This is a genomic window from Lysinibacillus fusiformis (genome assembly GCF_016925635.1).
GTDB classification, from domain to species: Bacteria; Bacillota; Bacilli; order Bacillales_A; family Planococcaceae; genus Lysinibacillus; species Lysinibacillus fusiformis_F.
On the sequence record NZ_CP070490.1, the window covers coordinates 4,461,589 to 4,479,791 of the forward strand.

Genomic DNA, 18,203 nt, shown 5'->3' on the forward strand with positions numbered 1-18,203 from the left:
TGTGGCGTTTTTGAGTTAAATCATAAGTTTTTCGTTTTTAAATTTATGACTAGTAGTCAAACTAACAAGCACAAAAATAATGAAGGATGCGACGATTGGTATTGTGACTGTATGCATACCAAATACAGAAGGGTAGAATCGATCAATCATAATATACAACAGCATACCTGAAATCATCGATGCAATCGCTCCGTATTTATTCGCTTTTTTCCAATATAATCCTAAAACTACTGTCCAAATAAAGACAGCCTCTAGCCCACCGAAGGCAAATAAGTTCAACCACACTAATAAATCAGGTGGATTGAGTGCAAAGATGACAACCGCTAAGCCAATGACCGTTGTCACAATAAAGCTTGCACGTTTAATCTCTGCATCACTAGCTTTCGGCTTCATGTAATTTAAATAAATATCTTTGACAACCGTGGAACTGACAAGCATAAGTAACGCATTAACCGTTGACATTGTGGCGGCCATTGGTGCAGCTAAGACGATTCCTGCTAAAAATGGCGGTAGTACTTTTAATGTCAGAAGTGGCATTACCTTATCACCAATCTCAATGCCAGGTAAGACAGGTCGGGCTAACACACCAATTAAATGCATGCCAAACATGATTGTCCCTATGGCAATCGTGCCAATAATGATCGCTTGATGCATACTTTTTGAATCCTTGTAGCTCATCGCACGAACGGCAATTTGCGGAAGTCCTACAACCCCTACACCGATGAGAATCCAAAATGTCGAGACATACAAAGGCGTTAAGTCTCCTTGTGCGCCAAATGGTGACACAAAGTCAGGATTTTCAGCGACCAGTGAGGCCATTATATTGTCGATGCCTCCACCTGCCACAATGGTTCCGATTAATAAAATAATCGTACCAATCACCATAATCGAACCTTGGACCGTATCCGTTAACGCTACTGCTCGGAAACCACCGATAATGACATACACTAACACGGAAATCGCAAAAATAAACAGTGCCGCTGTGTAGCTTAAGCCAGTTAAAGACTCAATTAAGCGCGCACCCCCAACCCATTGGGCCATCATAGCCGAAAATAAAAAGACAATGATACTAATGGCTGACAAAATGACAATGACATGGCTTTTGTAGCGCTCTCGTAAAAAGTCGATTAACGTAATGGCCTGGTAACGACGAGCGATAATGGCGAATTTTTTCCCTAAAATCATGAGTACAAAATAACCTGCAGGTAGCTGAGCCATTGCCAGTAATACCCACCCTAATCCTTTTGTATAGGCCACACCCGGTCCTCCGATAAAACTACTCGCACTGCCGTATGTAGCGATCATCGTCATCGCAAGGATAAAACCACCCATTTCGCGACCACCAAGGAAATACTCCTGTAGGAATGAATTAGAAGAGCGGACATGCTTATTGGCCCAAATACCAATTCCAAATATAATAATTAAAAATAATAGCAATGGAAATACAACTTGCCAATGCATTAGCGATCCACCTCCTCATCATCAAATGGTACCTCTTTGAAAAAGAGTTTCATCACAATCCAGATAAGAAGGATCATAAAGCCTGTCCCTGCGATACAGCTATAGAAAAACCAAGCTGGAAAACCAAAGACATACGTATAATTTCTTGGGTCCCCTGAGCCTAGTCCATAGGCAAAGCCAAACCAAATCGCAAAGTTGACAAGGACGAGTCCAATCCCGATAAGCGCCTCTCGATGCGCTATTTTAAAGCGTTGATCTTTCATATGTAATCCCCCCTAACCTACTCTATTTTACTGATATGTCGGTCTGATGGGAAGAGATGTGATTAAATAAGGATGAGTTATATAGAAATGATTTTGTTATACTAAGAAAAATTTAAGATGTAAAAAAGACGGTTGATTCTGATGTTTTTCACACAAACCTAAATATCCCTCACCATTATGTAGACATCCGAATTTCGCTAAAAAAACTGATAATGGACATAAGTAAAAACCTTCGTCCATCTAGTTAGACGAAGGTTAGGTAGTTATAGCAGTCGCTTTTCCCACGGTTGTAGCGTGCCAACGATATGAACAGGCAGATCATGTTGAATAGCAGCAACGACACCTTGCGATATTTCTTCATGCGTAAGCCATCTCGAATGACCTTTTTCCATCATAAAACCTAGCTGGATTTGCCTGTATTGCGTACGATCAAGCAGCTTCAATTTCTCTTGGACTTCACTTACATTTACCTTACTCCCCAACACATGAAACAGTTTCCATTTTCCGCTATTCCAATTGGAAATTACACTGGATATGTTCTCTAGTGTCGTGTCAGCATAGGAATGAATCCACGCAATGACCAATTCAATGGGTCCATTATGCGCGATCGTTTCTTCTAGTTTCTCTTTTAATAAGGTGATATCACAATAATCAACTAAAATCGGTGTTAGAAGAGAAGGTTTGGTTGTTCTATTTCGCAAGTTTTCCATTCGATAGGCACTACGTCCAATTATTGACACATGATAGCCTTTATTCACTAACCAAAGAGATGTGTCAGCTAACATCCCTGTTCCACCAATCACTAATGCGTGGGCCATTTATGTGTCCCTCTCTCATTTCTATTTAGCAAGATAAGCGTGTCTTCCTTCTCATCATCATACTTAACAAGTAGATGAGTCGACAAGCCTATACAATGCCTTTTTATCGATTTTACCAACGCTTGTTTTTGGTAGTTCGTCTATGAAAATCATTTGTTTTGGAATCTTATAACGTCCTAGTTGTTGATGACATAGCTCGTTAAGATCATCTAGTATGGAAGCTACTTGGTGAGGACAGACAATAAAAGCTGTCACGATCTCACCCCAATAGTCATCACCTACACCAATCACAGCTACCTCCTGCACATCTGGATGCCGTAATATACATTGCTCTACTTCCTGAGGATAGATATTTTCACCACCAGAGATAATCATTTCTTTTCTTCGCCCTACGATATAAAAATCACCATCCTCATCCATCATGGCTAAATCTCCTGTTTTCAGCCAGCCGTCTTGGAGGATATTAGCGGTTTCTTGTTTGTTATTCCAGTAAAAGCGAAACATATGCTTCCCTCTTACCAATAGCTCTCCTACTTCACGGGGTGCACAGCTTTGTCCCGCAAAATTAACAATTTTAGCTTCATTGAATTGCATGCTTTTCCCGACAGCGCCTTTTTTCGTATAGGCATGCTCTCGGGCAATGTAAAAATTATTTGGCCCTGCTTCTGTTAAGCCATATCCTTCTTTAAAAAATAATCCCTTATTATGAAAGGCATCGTAAATAGGATGAGGACATGGAGCACCACCAGATAAAAATACCTTCATCGAAGGAAATTGATTTTCCTGAAAATACTTGGTCGCAATCATCGCTTGATACATCGTTGGCACAAAAAGGGAAATGGTCGTTTGATATCGGTTCGTTGCTTGCAGTGCCTCTTCTGCATCAAACTTATCGCCAATAATGACGGTTCCTCCCGCCATAAGTAAGGGAATACATAAGGCATTCAAGCCACCAGTATGAAACATCGGCATATAATTTAATGTGCGATCTTGAGCATGTAAACCCCAGCTAATGATCGTATTCATGGCATTCCAATTGACCGACTGAAAGGATAGCACAACCCCCTTTGGACGACCTGTCGTACCTCCTGTATAAATCATTAGCCACGGATCATCCACAGCCACGTCTTGCCTACTTGGTTGTATCTCCTTCTCATGTTGGCTCACATGAAGTGAAAACATCTTTTCTAAAACTAAAGGACAATGACTATCCTCTTCGTATAATAGGATAGCAGGGGTCGCATCCGCCAAAATTTGTGTTAGCTCCTCCTTGCTTAAGCGCCAATTTAACGGCACATAAATGAGCCCACGTAGCCCACAGGCAAATAAAACAGCAAACAATTGGATATGATTTTTCGCAAAAACAGCGACTCTACTTCCTTTTTGTAGCTGCTGACGCTCGAAAAATTGACTCCATTTGCCGATTTCCTCGGATAATTGCTGGTAGGTCCATTGTTCCTCTGACGCTAAATTAATCAAGGCGATGTGATGAGGCGTTAATGCCGCACGTTTTAAAATCCATTCTTGCTCAACAAACATCTTGACCTCCCCCTATCACATCATAATCGCGCCATCCACATGCAGAGTATGCCCATGGACGTAGGAGGCCTCGTCAGATGCTAGAAACAAATAAGCATTGGCAATATCTCTTGGCGTCCCTAAGCGTTGTAGGGGGACGATTGAGCGCATTTGAGCCAAAATATTTTCGGGCATTTTTTTGACCATATCTGTTTCAGTAAAGCCAGGTGCCACTGCATTGACATTAATTCCCTTACGCCCTAATTCCTTCGCCCATGTTTTTGTCATACCTACAATCGCGGCTTTTGTCGCTGCATAATTGGTTTGACCAACATTGCCATAAACCCCACTAACGGAAGATGTATTAATAATCTTGCCTCCACCAGCTGCCACCATATAGGGAATGACCTCCTGTGTACAATGAAAGACCCCTGTCAAATTGACATCTAACACCTGCTGAAATTGGTCCTCTGTCATCTTTGTCAGCATGGCATCTCTTGTAATTCCCGCATTATTCACTAAAATATCAATGCGGCCTGCCTGTTCAATCACTGATGTCACCAATTGTTTAACGCTCTCTCTACTTGCGACATCTACTTGTATAAACACTGCATTTTCCCCTAGTTGATGCGCTGCTAAAATGCCTGCCTTGTCATCAAAATCAGCGATAAATACCAATGCTCCTTCTTCGATAAAACGTTCTGCAGCCGCATAGCCGATGCCATTTGCAGCACCTGTAATGATTGCCACTTTATTGTTTAAACGCATACTGTCTTCCTCCAATTTCTAAAAAGGCTTCAATTTCAGCTGTTAATTGTGCTAAATCATCAATCAAAGGTGAATGTCCACAATTTTTTAAGCTTACAAACTGTGCTGTTTTGCCTAAATCATGTAGCAATTCAGCATTCATTTCTTCTGTAATCACTAAATCTCGATCCCCTCGAAGCACTAAAATTGGGAAATGGAGCATTAGGGCATCCTGTGATCCTTTGGCCACCTCGTTGTCAACAGCACTTATATTAAATGTATTGAGAGCATGATATACTTCCGCTAAATTCCGCTGTGTAAGCATATCCTCCACATATTCTTGATATTTTTCAGCCTCTGGTTGCTGATGCGTATAAATTAACGCATTCCATATAGACTGTAAGCCTTCAGCATTTTTTGACTCATAGAAGCCTTGAATCAGCTTTGTTTTCGATGTATCCACGAGTACCTCTTCATAATGATAGGCTCGCTTAAAGGTGGCTGGATTGCCTGTTCCCAAATCCGTGTAAAATGGGTAGCCACGTGTAGAAGCAGAAGCCAGTAAAATCAGTCGTTGACAGTGACCTGGATAATCCGCCGCAAACTGCATACAGACGGCTCCACCTGTTGACCAGCCAATCATATCAAAGCTTTGCAATTGCATGGCATCCACAAAAAGCTTGACATCATCACTAAAATCTTTAATAGCAGTAATGGGCTTATGATAGGACGATTCGCCAAAGCCACGTAAATCTATTGCGTAAATGGTGTATTTCTCGTCTAAAGTATCCATCAGAATATCCCAATGCTTCGAAGATGTCATATTGCCATGTACCAACACTAAAGGATGACCTCCACCTAAGCGCGTGCGATAAGCCATCGTTTCCCCATTTGCTAGTTGAATCTTTTTTACCATGCCATTTCCCCCTTATCCCCAGCGTATTGTGATAGCTCCCCAAACATAGCCAATACCAGCACTAACGAGCGTCACAATATCGCCTGCTTGAATTTGATTTTGCTCCTGTGCTAGCTGTAGGGACAAAATTTGATCGATCTGACCAATATGTCCATAGTCTTGCAAATAAATAGACTGCTCCTGCTGTAAGCCAAGCTCCGCTAAAATATAATCATGTGCAGATCGTTTCATATGCAGCATCGCTAAGTAATCTAGCTGTTCCTCACTGTATCCACTTTTCGCTAAAGAACTGCGAATGACCTTCAAAAAATTGCTTAAAGATTTTTGTTCTAGCCGCTCCTTCATCCCAATGGGGTCCATAACGTCAAGCTTATATAAATTTTCGGTTAAATGAGATGGAATTAATGGATTTTTCGTTCCTCCAACTGGTACAACTACATCCTCTGAGAAAGAACCATCCGTTATCATATCTGCCTCTAGTAGCAGATTTTTTTCATAGTTTTTTTGTACTAACATGGCGCCCCCACCTGCCGCCAAATTGTACATAAAGCGCGTGCGCGGATTGCTATAATCGATAAAATCAACATTGCGATAACCACCTGCTAAAAGAATGGTTTGTATCGTGTCATCTGAGGCCATTAAGCTTTTCGCCACTTTCAACGCCATGATTGTTGTGCCGCAGCGTAATTGCACATCAAATGCCCATGCATTAACTGCACCAAGCTCCTCCTGCATTTTAATGGAGGCTGTCCAGAGTGGATATTCCTTATGTTCCTCCCCCATATAAATGACAACATCAATATCCTTGGGGTCTATATTTGCTTTTTGAATCGCCTCCTGTGCTGCCCAGATCCCCATTTGCACTGTATGATCATGCTTACCTGGGATTGGCTTTTCATGGATGCCCATTTTTTGACGGATAATGTCCTCAGGAATATTGGAAACAGCCGCTATGTCCTGCGATGTCATCTTCTGTTGAGGTAAATAAATACCTGTACTAACAATACCAACTGTCATTCAAATCGCTCCTTTTCCTGTGGCAGGGGACCCGTCGTTTTTCGTTGCTTTAGCCTTCCTCGCCACTTCCAAAACAGCAGTCTTAGTGAGCCGATAATACCTTTAGGGAAGAAGATAACGGCTAAAATATAAAGAATCCCAAAGAAGATAATCCAGCGTTCGAAAATAGGATAATCTCGCGCAAGCCCAGACAGTGCATGTTGTGCATATTCGATGACTGCCGACCCTAATAACGGCCCCACTAAAGTGCCAACCCCACCGATAATCGTCATTAACAAAGCATCCAGTGTAATATCCATTGCCATGACACTTGTGTTGACGAAACGTAATGACACTGCATATAAGGAACCTGCAAAACTTGCTACAATGCCTGCCACAACAGAGGCAATGACTTTATAGTGCAACGTATTAAAGCCTAATGATTTCGTCCGTTGTTCATTTTCACGAACGGCAATTAAAATACGACCTGTCGGCGAATTAACAAAACGGTAGAGTGCCAAAAAGATGACAACTAGGCTTGCTAGCACAAAGAAATAGAAGGTCATTCGATCTCTAAATAGATCAGGTGCTCGAAAAGTAAAGCCATCATTGCCATATGTGACAGAGCGCCACTTTTCAGCTAAGACTAAAAATAACCCCGAAAAGGCTAGCGTCAGCATTGCAAAAAAATGACTTTTTAAGCGCAAGGTCAATAAGCCTACTAAAAAACTAATGAAGCCTGCTAGTATCATGCCAATCACGATGGACAGTACAAAGATCAAGAGTGTGTTATCCATCTGCTTCAGCATGACCGCTGTTGTATAGGCGCCAATGCCGAAAAACATGGCGTGCCCAAAGGAGACGATGCCTGTATAACCTAGTAAAATATCATAGCTCATCGCCAATATCCCAAAAATAAAGATTTGCGTGAGTAAAATAAGTAACGTGCGTGAATCATTAACAAAAGGAAGGATAATAAAAATGGCAAGTAACAGAAAAAATGCGATCGAGCGTAAGGTTATTTTCTTATTCATGATGTTCGCTCCTTTCGCATCGCAAACAGCCCCTGTGGACGGAAAATTAAAACGATGGCCATTAAAATCATATTGACCGCCAGTGACAGCACAGGGACATAATAAGCCATAAAGCTACCCGCAAGCCCTACTAAAATCGCTGCCAGCAAGGAGCCAGAAAAACTACCCATGCCGCCAATTACCACGACAATAAAGCCTAAAATAGCATATTCCATACCCATTTCCGCATAGATCACACCTGAATAGGGAGCCATCAGCATCCCACTTAGTGCCGCCAGAGCTGCGCCGACCATAAAAACATATAAAAATACACGCTTAATATGAATACCGAGAGCCTGTGCCATTTCCTTATCCTGCACACCCGCACGAACGATCAAGCCAATCTTCGTGCGCTTCAGCATATATTGGAAAATACCAAAAATGATGAACCCTTTGACAATAATAAATAAACGATATTTAATGATGATCACATCACCAATTTCCCAGCTTCCTGCTAAATAACTCGGTGTTTTCACTGCCACACCATTCGGACCAAAGACCACCTTAATAAGCTCCTGCAAAACAAGCATCAGCCCTAAGGTAATTAAAATTTGCTGAATATGATTGCCGTAAACAGGCGTAATAATAAATTTCTCTGTCAACAGTCCAAGTAACGCTCCCGTCACAATCGCACTTATAATCCCAACGATAAAACTTTCTGTCCACATATAGGTAAAGATCCCCGCATAAGCCCCCCAAACAAATAACCCACCATGCGCAAAATTCAATACATCCATTAAACCGAAAATTAACGTCAAACCAGCTGCTAGTAGAAAAATTAACATCCCCGTGGCCAAGCCATTAATGATTAAATTGACGAATAACTCCAATGATGGTCACCCCCTCTATCCAATGCCAAGATACTTACGCTTTAGTTCTTCATCATAAATCAAATCCTGCATATTGCCCGAATTTACGGTTCTGCCATCATCGATTAATGTATAGGTATCACCAATTCGACTAGCCATCATAAAGTTTTGCTCAACCAGGACAATGGACGTTTTCTTTTTCATTTCCACAATCGCTTCCATCACTTTTTCCACAACAATAGGAGCAAGTCCCTTGGAAGGCTCATCTATCAATATTAATTGGCTATCATTGATAAAGGCTCTCGCCATGGACAGCATTTGCTTTTGACCACCAGATAAATGCCCGCCAGCCTTTTTCCAAAATTTCTTTAAGTCAGGAAACAGCTCCAGCACATATTGCTGTCGCTCTAATGTCGCCGTATCCTCCTTGCGCATCGCTACCTTCATATTTTCCTCTACCGTTAAATCTGCAAAAATCCCTTGATTTTCAGGCACATAGCCAATCCCTAATTTCGCCACCTTATAGGTGGGGCTCTTTTTAATCGAATGAGAGCGAAAGGCAATGTCACCCTTTGTTGCAGGCGTTAATCCCATTATTGTTTTCAGAGTGGTCGTTTTTCCTGCGCCATTACGTCCAAGAAGTACTGTAACCTGCCCCTCCTTCGCTTCAAAATTAACGCCCTGTAATATATGATATTGGCCGATATGCGTGTGAACCTCATTTAATGTCAGTAAGGTGGTCATCGTACAGCCCTCCTAAATATGCATGTTGCACAGTATCATTATTCATAATTTCCTCTGGTGAGCCATCTGCTAATAACTGACCATTGAACAACACCATAATGGAATCCGATAAATCTAAAATCATATCCATTTTGTGTTCTATGAGCAAAATGGTTTTATCTCCTTGCTGTTTAATGCTCCGAATGACTTCTAAAATTGTAGGAACTTCCTCTAATGACATCCCTGCCGTTGGTTCATCGAGCAGCAAAATTTCTGTATCTAACGCGAGTAGCATGGCTATCTCAAGCTTTCTTTTCTCTCCGTGGGATAGCATCGTTGTAAGAGCATCTCGTTTATTGTCGAGTAAAACGAGTGCCAATAACTCCTCCGCTTTTTCCGTAATCGCCTTATAGCTTTTGTAATGGCGGAATAGCTGGTAACGAATTTTCTCCTTGGATTGGACGGCTAAACGGACATTTTCGAGAACCGTTAAGTTTGGAAAAACATTGGTGATTTGAAAAGATCGTCCCAATCCCATACGTGTTCTTTCGATAGCCGACTTTTGTGCAAGTGATTGCCCTTTAAAATAAACATCACCCGCAGTTGGCTTTAGCTCACCACTAAGCAAATTAAAGAATGTTGTTTTCCCAGCACCATTCGGCCCAATAATGGACTTCAAATGCTTCTCTGGCATTTGAAAATTAACGCCGTCCACAGCCGTGTGTCCGCCAAAACGGATTGTTAAATTATCAGTGTATAATAGCGGCTCCATTCTCTACTCCCTTTCCTTCTAATAGATATGTAGAGAGACAGCCATGCTGCCTCTCATTTGTTTAATTCATAACAGGAGGTGCCGTTTCCTCAGGACTTAACTCCCGAATAAGCACTGGTACTGGATAATCCACACCATCTTGTTGCTCTAAGCGAATCGAATACATCGATTGAAGAGCCTGATGATCCTCTTCACGGAACGTCATCGTACCTTTTGGTGTCTCAAATGACATACCCTCCATTATGTCGATCAGCTTATTGGCATCTACATCCCCATCCGACTGTTTCAATGCCTCCACAACAGCAATCGCCGCAGACATACCACCAGGAGTAAATAAGTCAGGCACTTCGTTGAAACGTTTCTGGTGTTCATCAACTAACCATTTATTGACATCATTTTGCGGTAGCGTATGATAATACACCGAGAAGCCTTCCATCCCAACCAATGGATTCATAAATTGAAGTGCAATAATGTCCGGTGCACCCGTCGAAATCTTAATGCCCTTTTCTTGAATTTTAAGATCAGCAATTTGATTCCACGGTGAATTTGCCCCAGCCCAGACAACAAACAAATAATCAGGCTTCGTATCAATCACCTTTTGCAAATTGGATGTAAAGTCTGTTGCTGCAGGATCTGCATATTCCTCAAGTACAATTTCAGCCCCTAATTTCTCCGCTGCCGTTTTAAAGGCATTCACCCCATCCCAGCCAAACGAATAATCTGGCGCAAATGTAGCAATCTTCACACCTTTGCCCGCAATAGCCGCTGCCGCAGCATACGCATCCTGTGATGAATTACGACCTGTACGGAAAATATACTCATTAAACTCGGAACCCGTAATACTGTCAGCCACTGCTGGCTCTACCACCATAATTTTTTCATACTCCTCAGCAAGTGGTAAAACAGCGAGCGTATCACCCGAACTCGAAGAACCGACTAAAAAATCAACCTGATCATCTTCCAAAAGCTTTGTCGCCTTCTGCACAGCCACCTCTGGCTTCGTCTCCGTATCCTCATACACAATCTCTATTTTCTTACCATTGACCTCCATCGTGCCACCTGTTGCATACTCAATCCCTAAATCAAACCCACGCTGCGTCTGCTTTCCATATGACTCAAGCGCCCCCGTTAACGAAGCAAGCACCCCAATCTTAATTGTGCCCCCTTTTGCTGTCACCGCCTTCGTCTCACCACCAGAAGAATCTGCATCCGTTGCATCATCCTCTGTGTCTTCCCCATTACAAGCCACCAACACCACAGCCAACATCACGAAAAGAAACCAATACCACTGCTTCCTCATCCCATATCCCCCTTCAAAATAAGCTCCCTAGAAAGCGCTTTCTTGCTTTGACAACACTATATAAAAGTCCAGTTACAAATTAGTTACAAAAATGCTTTGCACTTTAGTGCAGAGCATTTTTATGTCCCGAAAGTGTAGCGTAGCGCCTACGAATGCGATTATTCATAGCGACGATAATCTACAAATTGGGCATTTATGGTATTGTTACTTTAAGTATTTTAAAGAAGAGTGAACAGTGTAGGATATTTATGTAACAACTCGTATTATCTTTACTAAACACCTAAAAAAAGAGAGGGAATTTTAATGAGTGAATATTATTCTAGACATTTTAATCTTGAAAAAGTAAGTGAAGGTATTTATGCCGCTATTGCAAAGGATGGTGGTGGCGCGTTTGGAAATGCTGGTGTCATTGATTTAGGGGACAAAACCATTATTTTTGATACATTTAACACGCAACAAGCAGCTGAAGATCTAAGAAATATAGCTGTACATATTACAAATAAACCCGTCTCTTGGGTAATTAACAGTCATTTCCATAGTGATCATACGAGAGGAAACCAAGTATTTAAAGATTGTCATATTGTTTCTAGTCAAATAACACTTCAACAAATGAAAGAAAACCATCCAGCAAAAATTGCTGAACAAAAGGCAGATTTAGAAGGGTTAAAAAAATACATTGCCTCCCTTGTCGCTTCCACTGACATACAAAAAATGAATGAAATAAGTTTTTTAAAAGAAATGGAAAGCTCAATCCCTGACCTGGAATTAGTTTTGCCGCAATATACTTTTACTCATGAATTTACTATTTCCGGAACAGAACGTACCGCTAGAATAATGACACTGGGAGGTGGTCATTCTCCCTGTGATTCTTTTCTTTATATACCTGAAGATGAAATCATATTTATGGCTGACCTTCTATTTGTCGGTATGCATCCATCATTTTTCCCTTATTCCAATCCAACACAATGGGAAAATATTTTAGAAGAAGTAAATAACTTGGCCATTCAAAAAGCTATCCCTGGTCACGGTTCAGTAGGATCTAAAAAAGATATAGTGAAGCTTAAAAACTACATTAATGAAATGAATTTGTTATCAAAAAAAATTAGGAACATGGAAGACGTTTCAATACCTACAGCATATCAAGATTGGACAACTATCCATATCGACGTTATGGAATTTGTAGCTACGATATATAAAGAAAGACAAAAACGTTGAATGTACAACATTTTTGTCTTTTATATGAGGAACTATTTTTTAAGTGTTCCAAACTAGATTCTGTAATTTCCGATGAGGACAATCTACAAAAAGGATTTCAACATATCCAATAAAATGCAGAATGTTCATTTAATGCATAACTTTTAACATGATGACCATTCCTGTTTCAATACACTATACAAAAATGAATCTCGCCAAACGCCATCTTTCATTAGCATATTTTCACGTAATACTCCTTCTTTTAACATTCCTACTTTTTCTAAAACCTTTGCTGATCCAATATTTCTAGGATCACAGGTTGCACAAATACGATGGAGCTTTAATTTTTCAAAGCCGAAAGTGATCATTAATTTAGCACTCTGCGTTGCTACTCCCTTCCCCCAATAATCAGGGTTCACGATATAGCCAATTTCCCCGACCTTATTTGTAAAATCCTTAATCATGATTTCTACCGCACCTATTAACGTTTCTTGATAAATAATCGCAAAAACATATCTTTCCCTTGGTGTTTGTGTTGCTTCATCGAGAACATCCTGAATGAATTCTTTTGTATCCTCCTCTGTATTCGGTCCCCATGTTTGAAACCTACAAACAATTTCCTGTGAGGCATATTTATGAACATCAATCCAGTCATATTGCGTGAATTCTCTTAAAAATAATTTTTCATTTGCAAGAATCACTTTCATCCACCCCTCCCTCTACACGATTCAACCATTCACTCATCAGCTTGGTAAACAATTCAGCTTGTTCGATCTGCAAATTATGCCCCGCCCTATCTAATATGGCAAAAGTTGCTCTAGGAAATTTTTCTAAAATCGAAAAAGCATCTTTATAGCCAACAACGGAATCTTGTTTTCCAAGTAAAAAGAGACTTGGCTTGTCAAAGGACTGTTCGTCAACGGCAAAGGAAAATCCATAGCTTTGCTGAATTTTTTCTAAAAATGCCTGATCTGCTAGGTTACACCCTGCCAACACCTCTGTTGTATAGCGCTCCCAATTATAGGCATCTAAGACGACTTGATTAGCCCCAAAATCATCTTGCTCCTGCTGACTTAATGTTGATAAAAAAGCAGCATCTGCTTGTACAATACAATGCTGTGGCACTGTACGTTGCTCTTTTTCAGGAATGATGAGAGGACAAATAAGGGCAGCACCTAAAAGTTGATCGACTGACGTTCTCATAATACCGCGCGCTAAATAGCCACCGTAAGATTCACCCACCAACAAGTAGGATTCATTTGGAATGATTGTGTGTATCAATTCGATGATTGCTTCTAGCATTTCATCTGAGTTCTGAATCGATGAATAGTCTGTTGTCTTCCCCATTCCTGGAAGATCAATATAGATACGCTTCCATCCTTCTCGCTCTATAAAAACAGGCTCCATACATCCCTTCATCAAACGATGATCAGGAGAAAAACCATGTAGCATGATAATAGGTGTCCCTGTTCCAATAACTTCATAGTAAATATTCGCTTTATTCGTCTGATAAAATGACATTGTTGTTCCTCCAAATACGGTACATTTTTGTACATTGTATATAGTCTACTCCACAGTTGGAGCGGGTTGACACGGTTTATGAGCGGCTTTCCTCTTTGATTGAGCGCTTTGACCACACTTAGGAGCGGCTCTCTCCTTAGTTGGAGCGCTTTGACTCCACTTAGGAGCGGCTCTCTCCTTAGTTGCAGCGCTTTGACCACACTTAGGAGCGGCTCTCTCCTTAGTTGGAGCGCTTTGACTCCACTTAGGAGCGGCTCTCTCCTTAGTTGGAGCGCTTTGACCACACTTAGGAGCGGCTCTACTCATAGTTGGAGCGCCTTGACCACACTTAGGAGCGGCTCTCTCCTTACTTAGAGCGCTTTGACTTCACTTAGGAGCGGCTCTACTCTCAGTTGGAGCGCCTTGACCACACTTAGGAGCGGCTCTCTCCTTACTTAGAGCGCTCTGACCACACTTAGGAGCGGCTCTCTCCTTAGTTAGAGCGCTTTAATCCCACTTAGGAGCGGCTCTCTCCTTAGTTGGAGCCCTTTGACTCCACTCAGGAGCGGCTCTCTCCTTAGTTAGAGCGCTTTAATCCCACTTAGGAGCGGCTCTCTCCTTAGTTGGAGCGCTTTGACATCACTTAGGAGCGGCTCTCTCCTTAGTTGGAGCGCTTTGACATCACTTAGGAGCGGCTCTCTCCTTAAAAGGATCACTTCCCACACTCAATGGAGCAGTCCCATCCAATACAAAATCACTCCCCTAGCCTTAAAAGCAACACTGGCTAACCCATTATCAAATCATAGACTGTCATGGTGGATTCCATGGGGGTTGTGTTTAGCTCCTGTTGTAATTGTTGGACACATTTTTCATACCATTTTAAGGCCAGGGAGCGGTTTTGGAGTTGGTAGTGGCTGTACATGAGCAGACGATACGCTTCCTCCCAGAGTGCATCCTCGCGCAGGATCTTTTCTGCGAAAAAAATGGCTTTTTTATATTGCTGTTGTCTTGTTGCGTTTTGTGCCAGTCGTTCCAGGACTTCGATATATAAAAATTGTAGCTTTTCACGGTCCTGTGTAAGCCAGTCGATTTGCTTTTTTTCCGCATAGAGAGCATCCGTATAGCTCGCTTCCGCTAATAATAGCCATTCATTGGACAACTGTGGATCAAATTCCTCCATTCCTAAGCTGTAATAATAGTGAAAGCGTTCTACATCAATTTGGAGAAAAGCGATATTTTGTAACTGATACATATTATTTTTTCGTTGAATGAAAAAGCTATCTTGTCTTGCATGACGTTGTGGCTCCAACACTTTGAGTAATGTGTTTAAGACCACCTTAAAATCTCGATCTAAGGACTCGACACTACGATCTGGCCATAATGCCTGTGCTATTTCTTCCTTTGGTGTAAAGCGATTGCGATGACAGTAGAGGTACACGAATAATTCCTTTGATTTATCACGCTGCCACTCTTTGTCTTCCAGCTTTCGTTGTGCTCGAATTAAATTTAAACTCCCAAAAAGATTCATCTGTACCTCATCCTGCGGATAACTGATGCTATCCTCGACCTGAAAATAACTTTGCAATGCTAAGATAGCTGGATGCTCCATCTGACAAGTTTGACTAAATTGAAGTAGCTCGTAAAATATCATTCGATTGCTAGGACCAAGTATCGTTGGCCTTTGTAAGAAATATTCATAGCCATTCCCCACACATAGTTGTGCAAACTGTTGAAAATACTGTTGAAACGGCTTCTTATTACACTCTTGCATGGCAATCACTGACTGATAAAATAAAACATGCATCAAGCCATTGCGATCACCGCATTCTTGAAATAATTGCTGTGTCTTCTTTAATAATTGCTTCGCTCGCCCTCTTTCTTGCTGGGAAAGGATGATTTTTACCTCTGCTAGAAGAATTAGAGCCGTCATCCACGCATCTTGAACTTGCTCTGTTTCCTGTAAGCCCAGTGCTAAGTATTTCTTAGCCGCTACCATATCTCCTAAAAAATGTTTGACAATGGCTAACCCCATATAAGGCTCAGCCTTCACACGAGATATATTAATGGCATTCATTAACGTCAACGCTTTTTCATAGGCTTGACATGCCCCCTGATGATCTGGGAAATCCATTAACAGCAGAGCATGTGCCTTTCTGATATAGCCTACCGCCTCTATGAAAATAGACTTCTCTTTTAATCCTCTGCGAATTCCATGTTGGGCAGCATACCAGGCTTCTTTGCCTTGACCTAACAATGCATAAACGAAAGCCGCCAGCAGTTCACTTTCTCGATGGGTTGCAACAAGCTGAGGCGGTAATTCAAGTCGCTGTGCTAATAACTCCTTGGCCTCCCGTAGTTGTCCAGTTCGTAGTAAAACACGAACATCGACATTCGCTCGTTGTATGACATCCACTGGCAATGCGACGTCCTCCATAAAGAGCTGTGCACCCTTGGCCTTCCCTAGGTTCACTAAATTTTCAGCATATTGCCGTTGAAGTTCTAATAATTCCTCTTTGCGTAATGGTGTATGTTTCGCTAGCTCTAATGCTTTCTCTAGATAGGGCTCTGCTAAAGCAGGTTGAATGGTGTCTAAGTATATATGGGCTATCCCGGCTTGAGATTTTGTCATAAATAGGTGATCCCGCTGTTGCTGTGCGATGGTTGCACATTTTTCATAGGATTGTTTCGCTTTTTCATAATAAGCTCTGTAGCGATGACACTCACCCTCGAAATAATATAATCTATAAAATTTGTCTTTTTCCTGTGCAGTAAATCGATTGATTTTTTCTAACAACCATTCAAATTGACCCGCACGTACGATTGATTCTGCATGAAGCTGTAATAGCTCCCCACAAAAGTCATGATCATTCGTTTTAAAGGCATGATACAGAACAGATTGAATATTATGACGGTCTACATAATACAATGCTGCTTGTTTATGAAGGTCTGCATATTGACTTGGGTGCTGTCGCCATTTCATTTCTAAAAATCGACTGAACAATGCGTGAAAACGGTATAAACCATCTGTTGTCACTGGTTGGATAAATAAATGACGCTGGGTTAATGCATTCAGTATTTGTGCAATTTCAGCGCCATAAAACGCTTCCAATAACTCTGCAGAAAAGGTAGGAAAAATTGCTAATTTCAAAATGGTATCCTGCTCAGAAGCGGTCATCGTACTATAAACTTCTTCTGATAAGTAAGTGAATAGATCATTTGTAGAAATCGTTAGCCAATGATCCAACGAAGCATGGTGCCATTGCTCCGCCAATAAGGAAATACTAATGGCCCAGCCCTCCGTGATCTCTAATACCTTGGTCATTTCAGCCTCGGATAAATGCACATCTACATATTCTTCAAAAAACACCGCAATTTCCTCCGTTGTAAATGCCAGTTCGTCCTCTTTCATAACCAGCCATCTTTTTTGCAGCTTTAATTTCCTCATAATATCCCAATTGGGGAGTGTTCTTGAAGCAATAATAAAATGAATGCTGGGTGGAGCAAATTCAATGATTTTTTCCATGAAATAATTAATAGGAAAGACATGATCTATTAGATGAAAGTCGTCAATTACAATAAGTAGTGACTCCTCTATGTCACATAGGCAATTGACAAATAGCTTATACCAACGATTGAGCTCATCCATCTTAGGAAAGCGTGACAATTGATTCCACCCATCAAAGGTATGACCAAAATTTGGTGCAATTCGCTGTATGCTAAAAAAAAGATGTCTCAAAAAGGGTAATAGATTATCATCTTCATCCGAGATACTATACCAAGAAAATTTACTCGATTCGTTAGCAAGAAATTGAGTTAGAATGGTTGTTTTACCATACCCTGCACCACTATGCAGAAAGGTACAAGTGTGATAATGGCTCTTCTTTAATGTTCGCATGAGTGTCGCTCTATTAATGCAATGCGTGGAAGGATTTGGCGCCATACATTTTGATTGAATAATAATTTCCGCTGTCATATAAGTATAACCTCCATATTTTGTAAGGTTACAAAGATTTCTACAAAAATTCAGATTATTAAATTATTGACAGTTTACCATATTTTTTATGTAATTTTATAGATTTCATCCCCATTTTTTGTTTTGGGAATGGAAGTAGA

General features: G+C 41.0%; 16 protein-coding genes. 1 reads left to right on the plus strand and 15 read right to left on the minus strand.

The window, feature by feature from the left end; all coding sequences use genetic code 11:
• Positions 1 to 15: 15 nt before the first annotated feature.
• From panF to JTI58_RS22005, 12 genes are all read right to left on the minus strand, one after another.
• Positions 16 to 1,461 carry a sodium/pantothenate symporter gene (gene panF, locus JTI58_RS21950; RefSeq protein WP_205443709.1) on the minus strand — a complete coding sequence of 482 codons (1,446 nt, stop codon included), beginning with the start codon at positions 1,459 to 1,461 and terminating at the stop codon, positions 16 to 18.
• Positions 1,461 to 1,724, minus strand: a complete 264-nt coding sequence (locus tag JTI58_RS21955; protein WP_004227902.1) for a YhdT family protein — start codon at positions 1,722 to 1,724, stop codon at positions 1,461 to 1,463. The genes panF and JTI58_RS21955 overlap by 1 nt, the downstream gene beginning before the upstream one ends.
• A 263-nt stretch (positions 1,725 to 1,987) precedes the next feature.
• On the minus strand, positions 1,988 to 2,542 hold the full coding sequence (locus JTI58_RS21960) for a short-chain dehydrogenase (protein ID WP_205443710.1): 555 nt from the start codon (positions 2,540 to 2,542) through the stop codon (positions 1,988 to 1,990).
• 63 nt (positions 2,543 to 2,605) lie between these two features.
• Positions 2,606 to 4,081: a class I adenylate-forming enzyme family protein gene (locus JTI58_RS21965; RefSeq protein WP_205443711.1), complete on the minus strand. Its 1,476-nt coding sequence runs from the start codon at positions 4,079 to 4,081 to the stop codon at positions 2,606 to 2,608.
• 15 nt (positions 4,082 to 4,096) lie between these two features.
• Positions 4,097 to 4,828, minus strand: coding sequence for a 3-oxoacyl-ACP reductase FabG (gene fabG / locus JTI58_RS21970; RefSeq protein ID WP_205443712.1), 732 nt, complete (start codon positions 4,826 to 4,828; stop codon positions 4,097 to 4,099).
• On the minus strand, positions 4,812 to 5,723 hold the full coding sequence (phaZ, locus tag JTI58_RS21975; RefSeq protein WP_205443713.1) for an intracellular short-chain-length polyhydroxyalkanoate depolymerase: 912 nt from the start codon (positions 5,721 to 5,723) through the stop codon (positions 4,812 to 4,814). The genes fabG and phaZ overlap by 17 nt, the downstream gene beginning before the upstream one ends.
• Positions 5,724 to 5,735: 12 nt before the next feature.
• Positions 5,736 to 6,740: a 3-oxoacyl-ACP synthase gene (locus tag JTI58_RS21980; RefSeq protein WP_205443714.1), complete on the minus strand. Its 1,005-nt coding sequence runs from the start codon at positions 6,738 to 6,740 to the stop codon at positions 5,736 to 5,738.
• Positions 6,737 to 7,753 carry a branched-chain amino acid ABC transporter permease gene (locus JTI58_RS21985; protein ID WP_205443715.1) on the minus strand — a complete coding sequence of 339 codons (1,017 nt, stop codon included), beginning with the start codon at positions 7,751 to 7,753 and terminating at the stop codon, positions 6,737 to 6,739. The genes JTI58_RS21980 and JTI58_RS21985 overlap by 4 nt, the downstream gene beginning before the upstream one ends.
• Positions 7,750 to 8,622 carry a branched-chain amino acid ABC transporter permease gene (locus tag JTI58_RS21990; protein ID WP_205443716.1) on the minus strand — a complete coding sequence of 291 codons (873 nt, stop codon included), beginning with the start codon at positions 8,620 to 8,622 and terminating at the stop codon, positions 7,750 to 7,752. Before JTI58_RS21990 ends, JTI58_RS21985 begins: the two co-directional genes overlap by 4 nt.
• A 15-nt stretch (positions 8,623 to 8,637) precedes the next feature.
• Positions 8,638 to 9,345 (minus strand): ABC transporter ATP-binding protein, encoded by a 708-nt coding sequence (locus tag JTI58_RS21995; RefSeq protein WP_205443718.1) that lies wholly within the window; start codon positions 9,343 to 9,345, stop codon positions 8,638 to 8,640.
• Entirely contained in the window at positions 9,320 to 10,096 is a 777-nt protein-coding gene (locus JTI58_RS22000) for an ABC transporter ATP-binding protein (RefSeq protein WP_205443719.1), read from the minus strand. Before JTI58_RS22000 ends, JTI58_RS21995 begins: the two co-directional genes overlap by 26 nt.
• 61 nt (positions 10,097 to 10,157) lie before the next feature.
• Complete coding sequence (locus JTI58_RS22005) at positions 10,158 to 11,396, minus strand: substrate-binding domain-containing protein (protein ID WP_205443721.1); 1,239 nt, start codon at positions 11,394 to 11,396, stop codon at positions 10,158 to 10,160.
• A gap of 303 nt (positions 11,397 to 11,699) precedes the next feature.
• On the opposite strand from JTI58_RS22005, the gene JTI58_RS22010 reads away from it, so the two are divergent.
• Positions 11,700 to 12,611 (plus strand): MBL fold metallo-hydrolase, encoded by a 912-nt coding sequence (locus JTI58_RS22010; RefSeq protein WP_205443722.1) that lies wholly within the window; start codon positions 11,700 to 11,702, stop codon positions 12,609 to 12,611.
• A gap of 143 nt (positions 12,612 to 12,754) precedes the next feature.
• Here JTI58_RS22010 and JTI58_RS22015 read toward each other — a convergent pair whose 3' ends face one another.
• From JTI58_RS22015 to JTI58_RS22025, 3 genes are all read right to left on the minus strand, one after another.
• Positions 12,755 to 13,291 carry a GNAT family N-acetyltransferase gene (locus JTI58_RS22015; protein ID WP_205447538.1) on the minus strand — a complete coding sequence of 179 codons (537 nt, stop codon included), beginning with the start codon at positions 13,289 to 13,291 and terminating at the stop codon, positions 12,755 to 12,757.
• Entirely contained in the window at positions 13,275 to 14,111 is an 837-nt protein-coding gene (locus JTI58_RS22020) for an alpha/beta fold hydrolase (RefSeq protein WP_205443723.1), read from the minus strand. Before JTI58_RS22020 ends, JTI58_RS22015 begins: the two co-directional genes overlap by 17 nt.
• 763 nt (positions 14,112 to 14,874) lie before the next feature.
• Complete coding sequence (locus JTI58_RS22025) at positions 14,875 to 18,063, minus strand: winged helix-turn-helix domain-containing protein (RefSeq protein WP_205443724.1); 3,189 nt, start codon at positions 18,061 to 18,063, stop codon at positions 14,875 to 14,877.
• Positions 18,064 to 18,203: the final 140 nt, after the last annotated feature.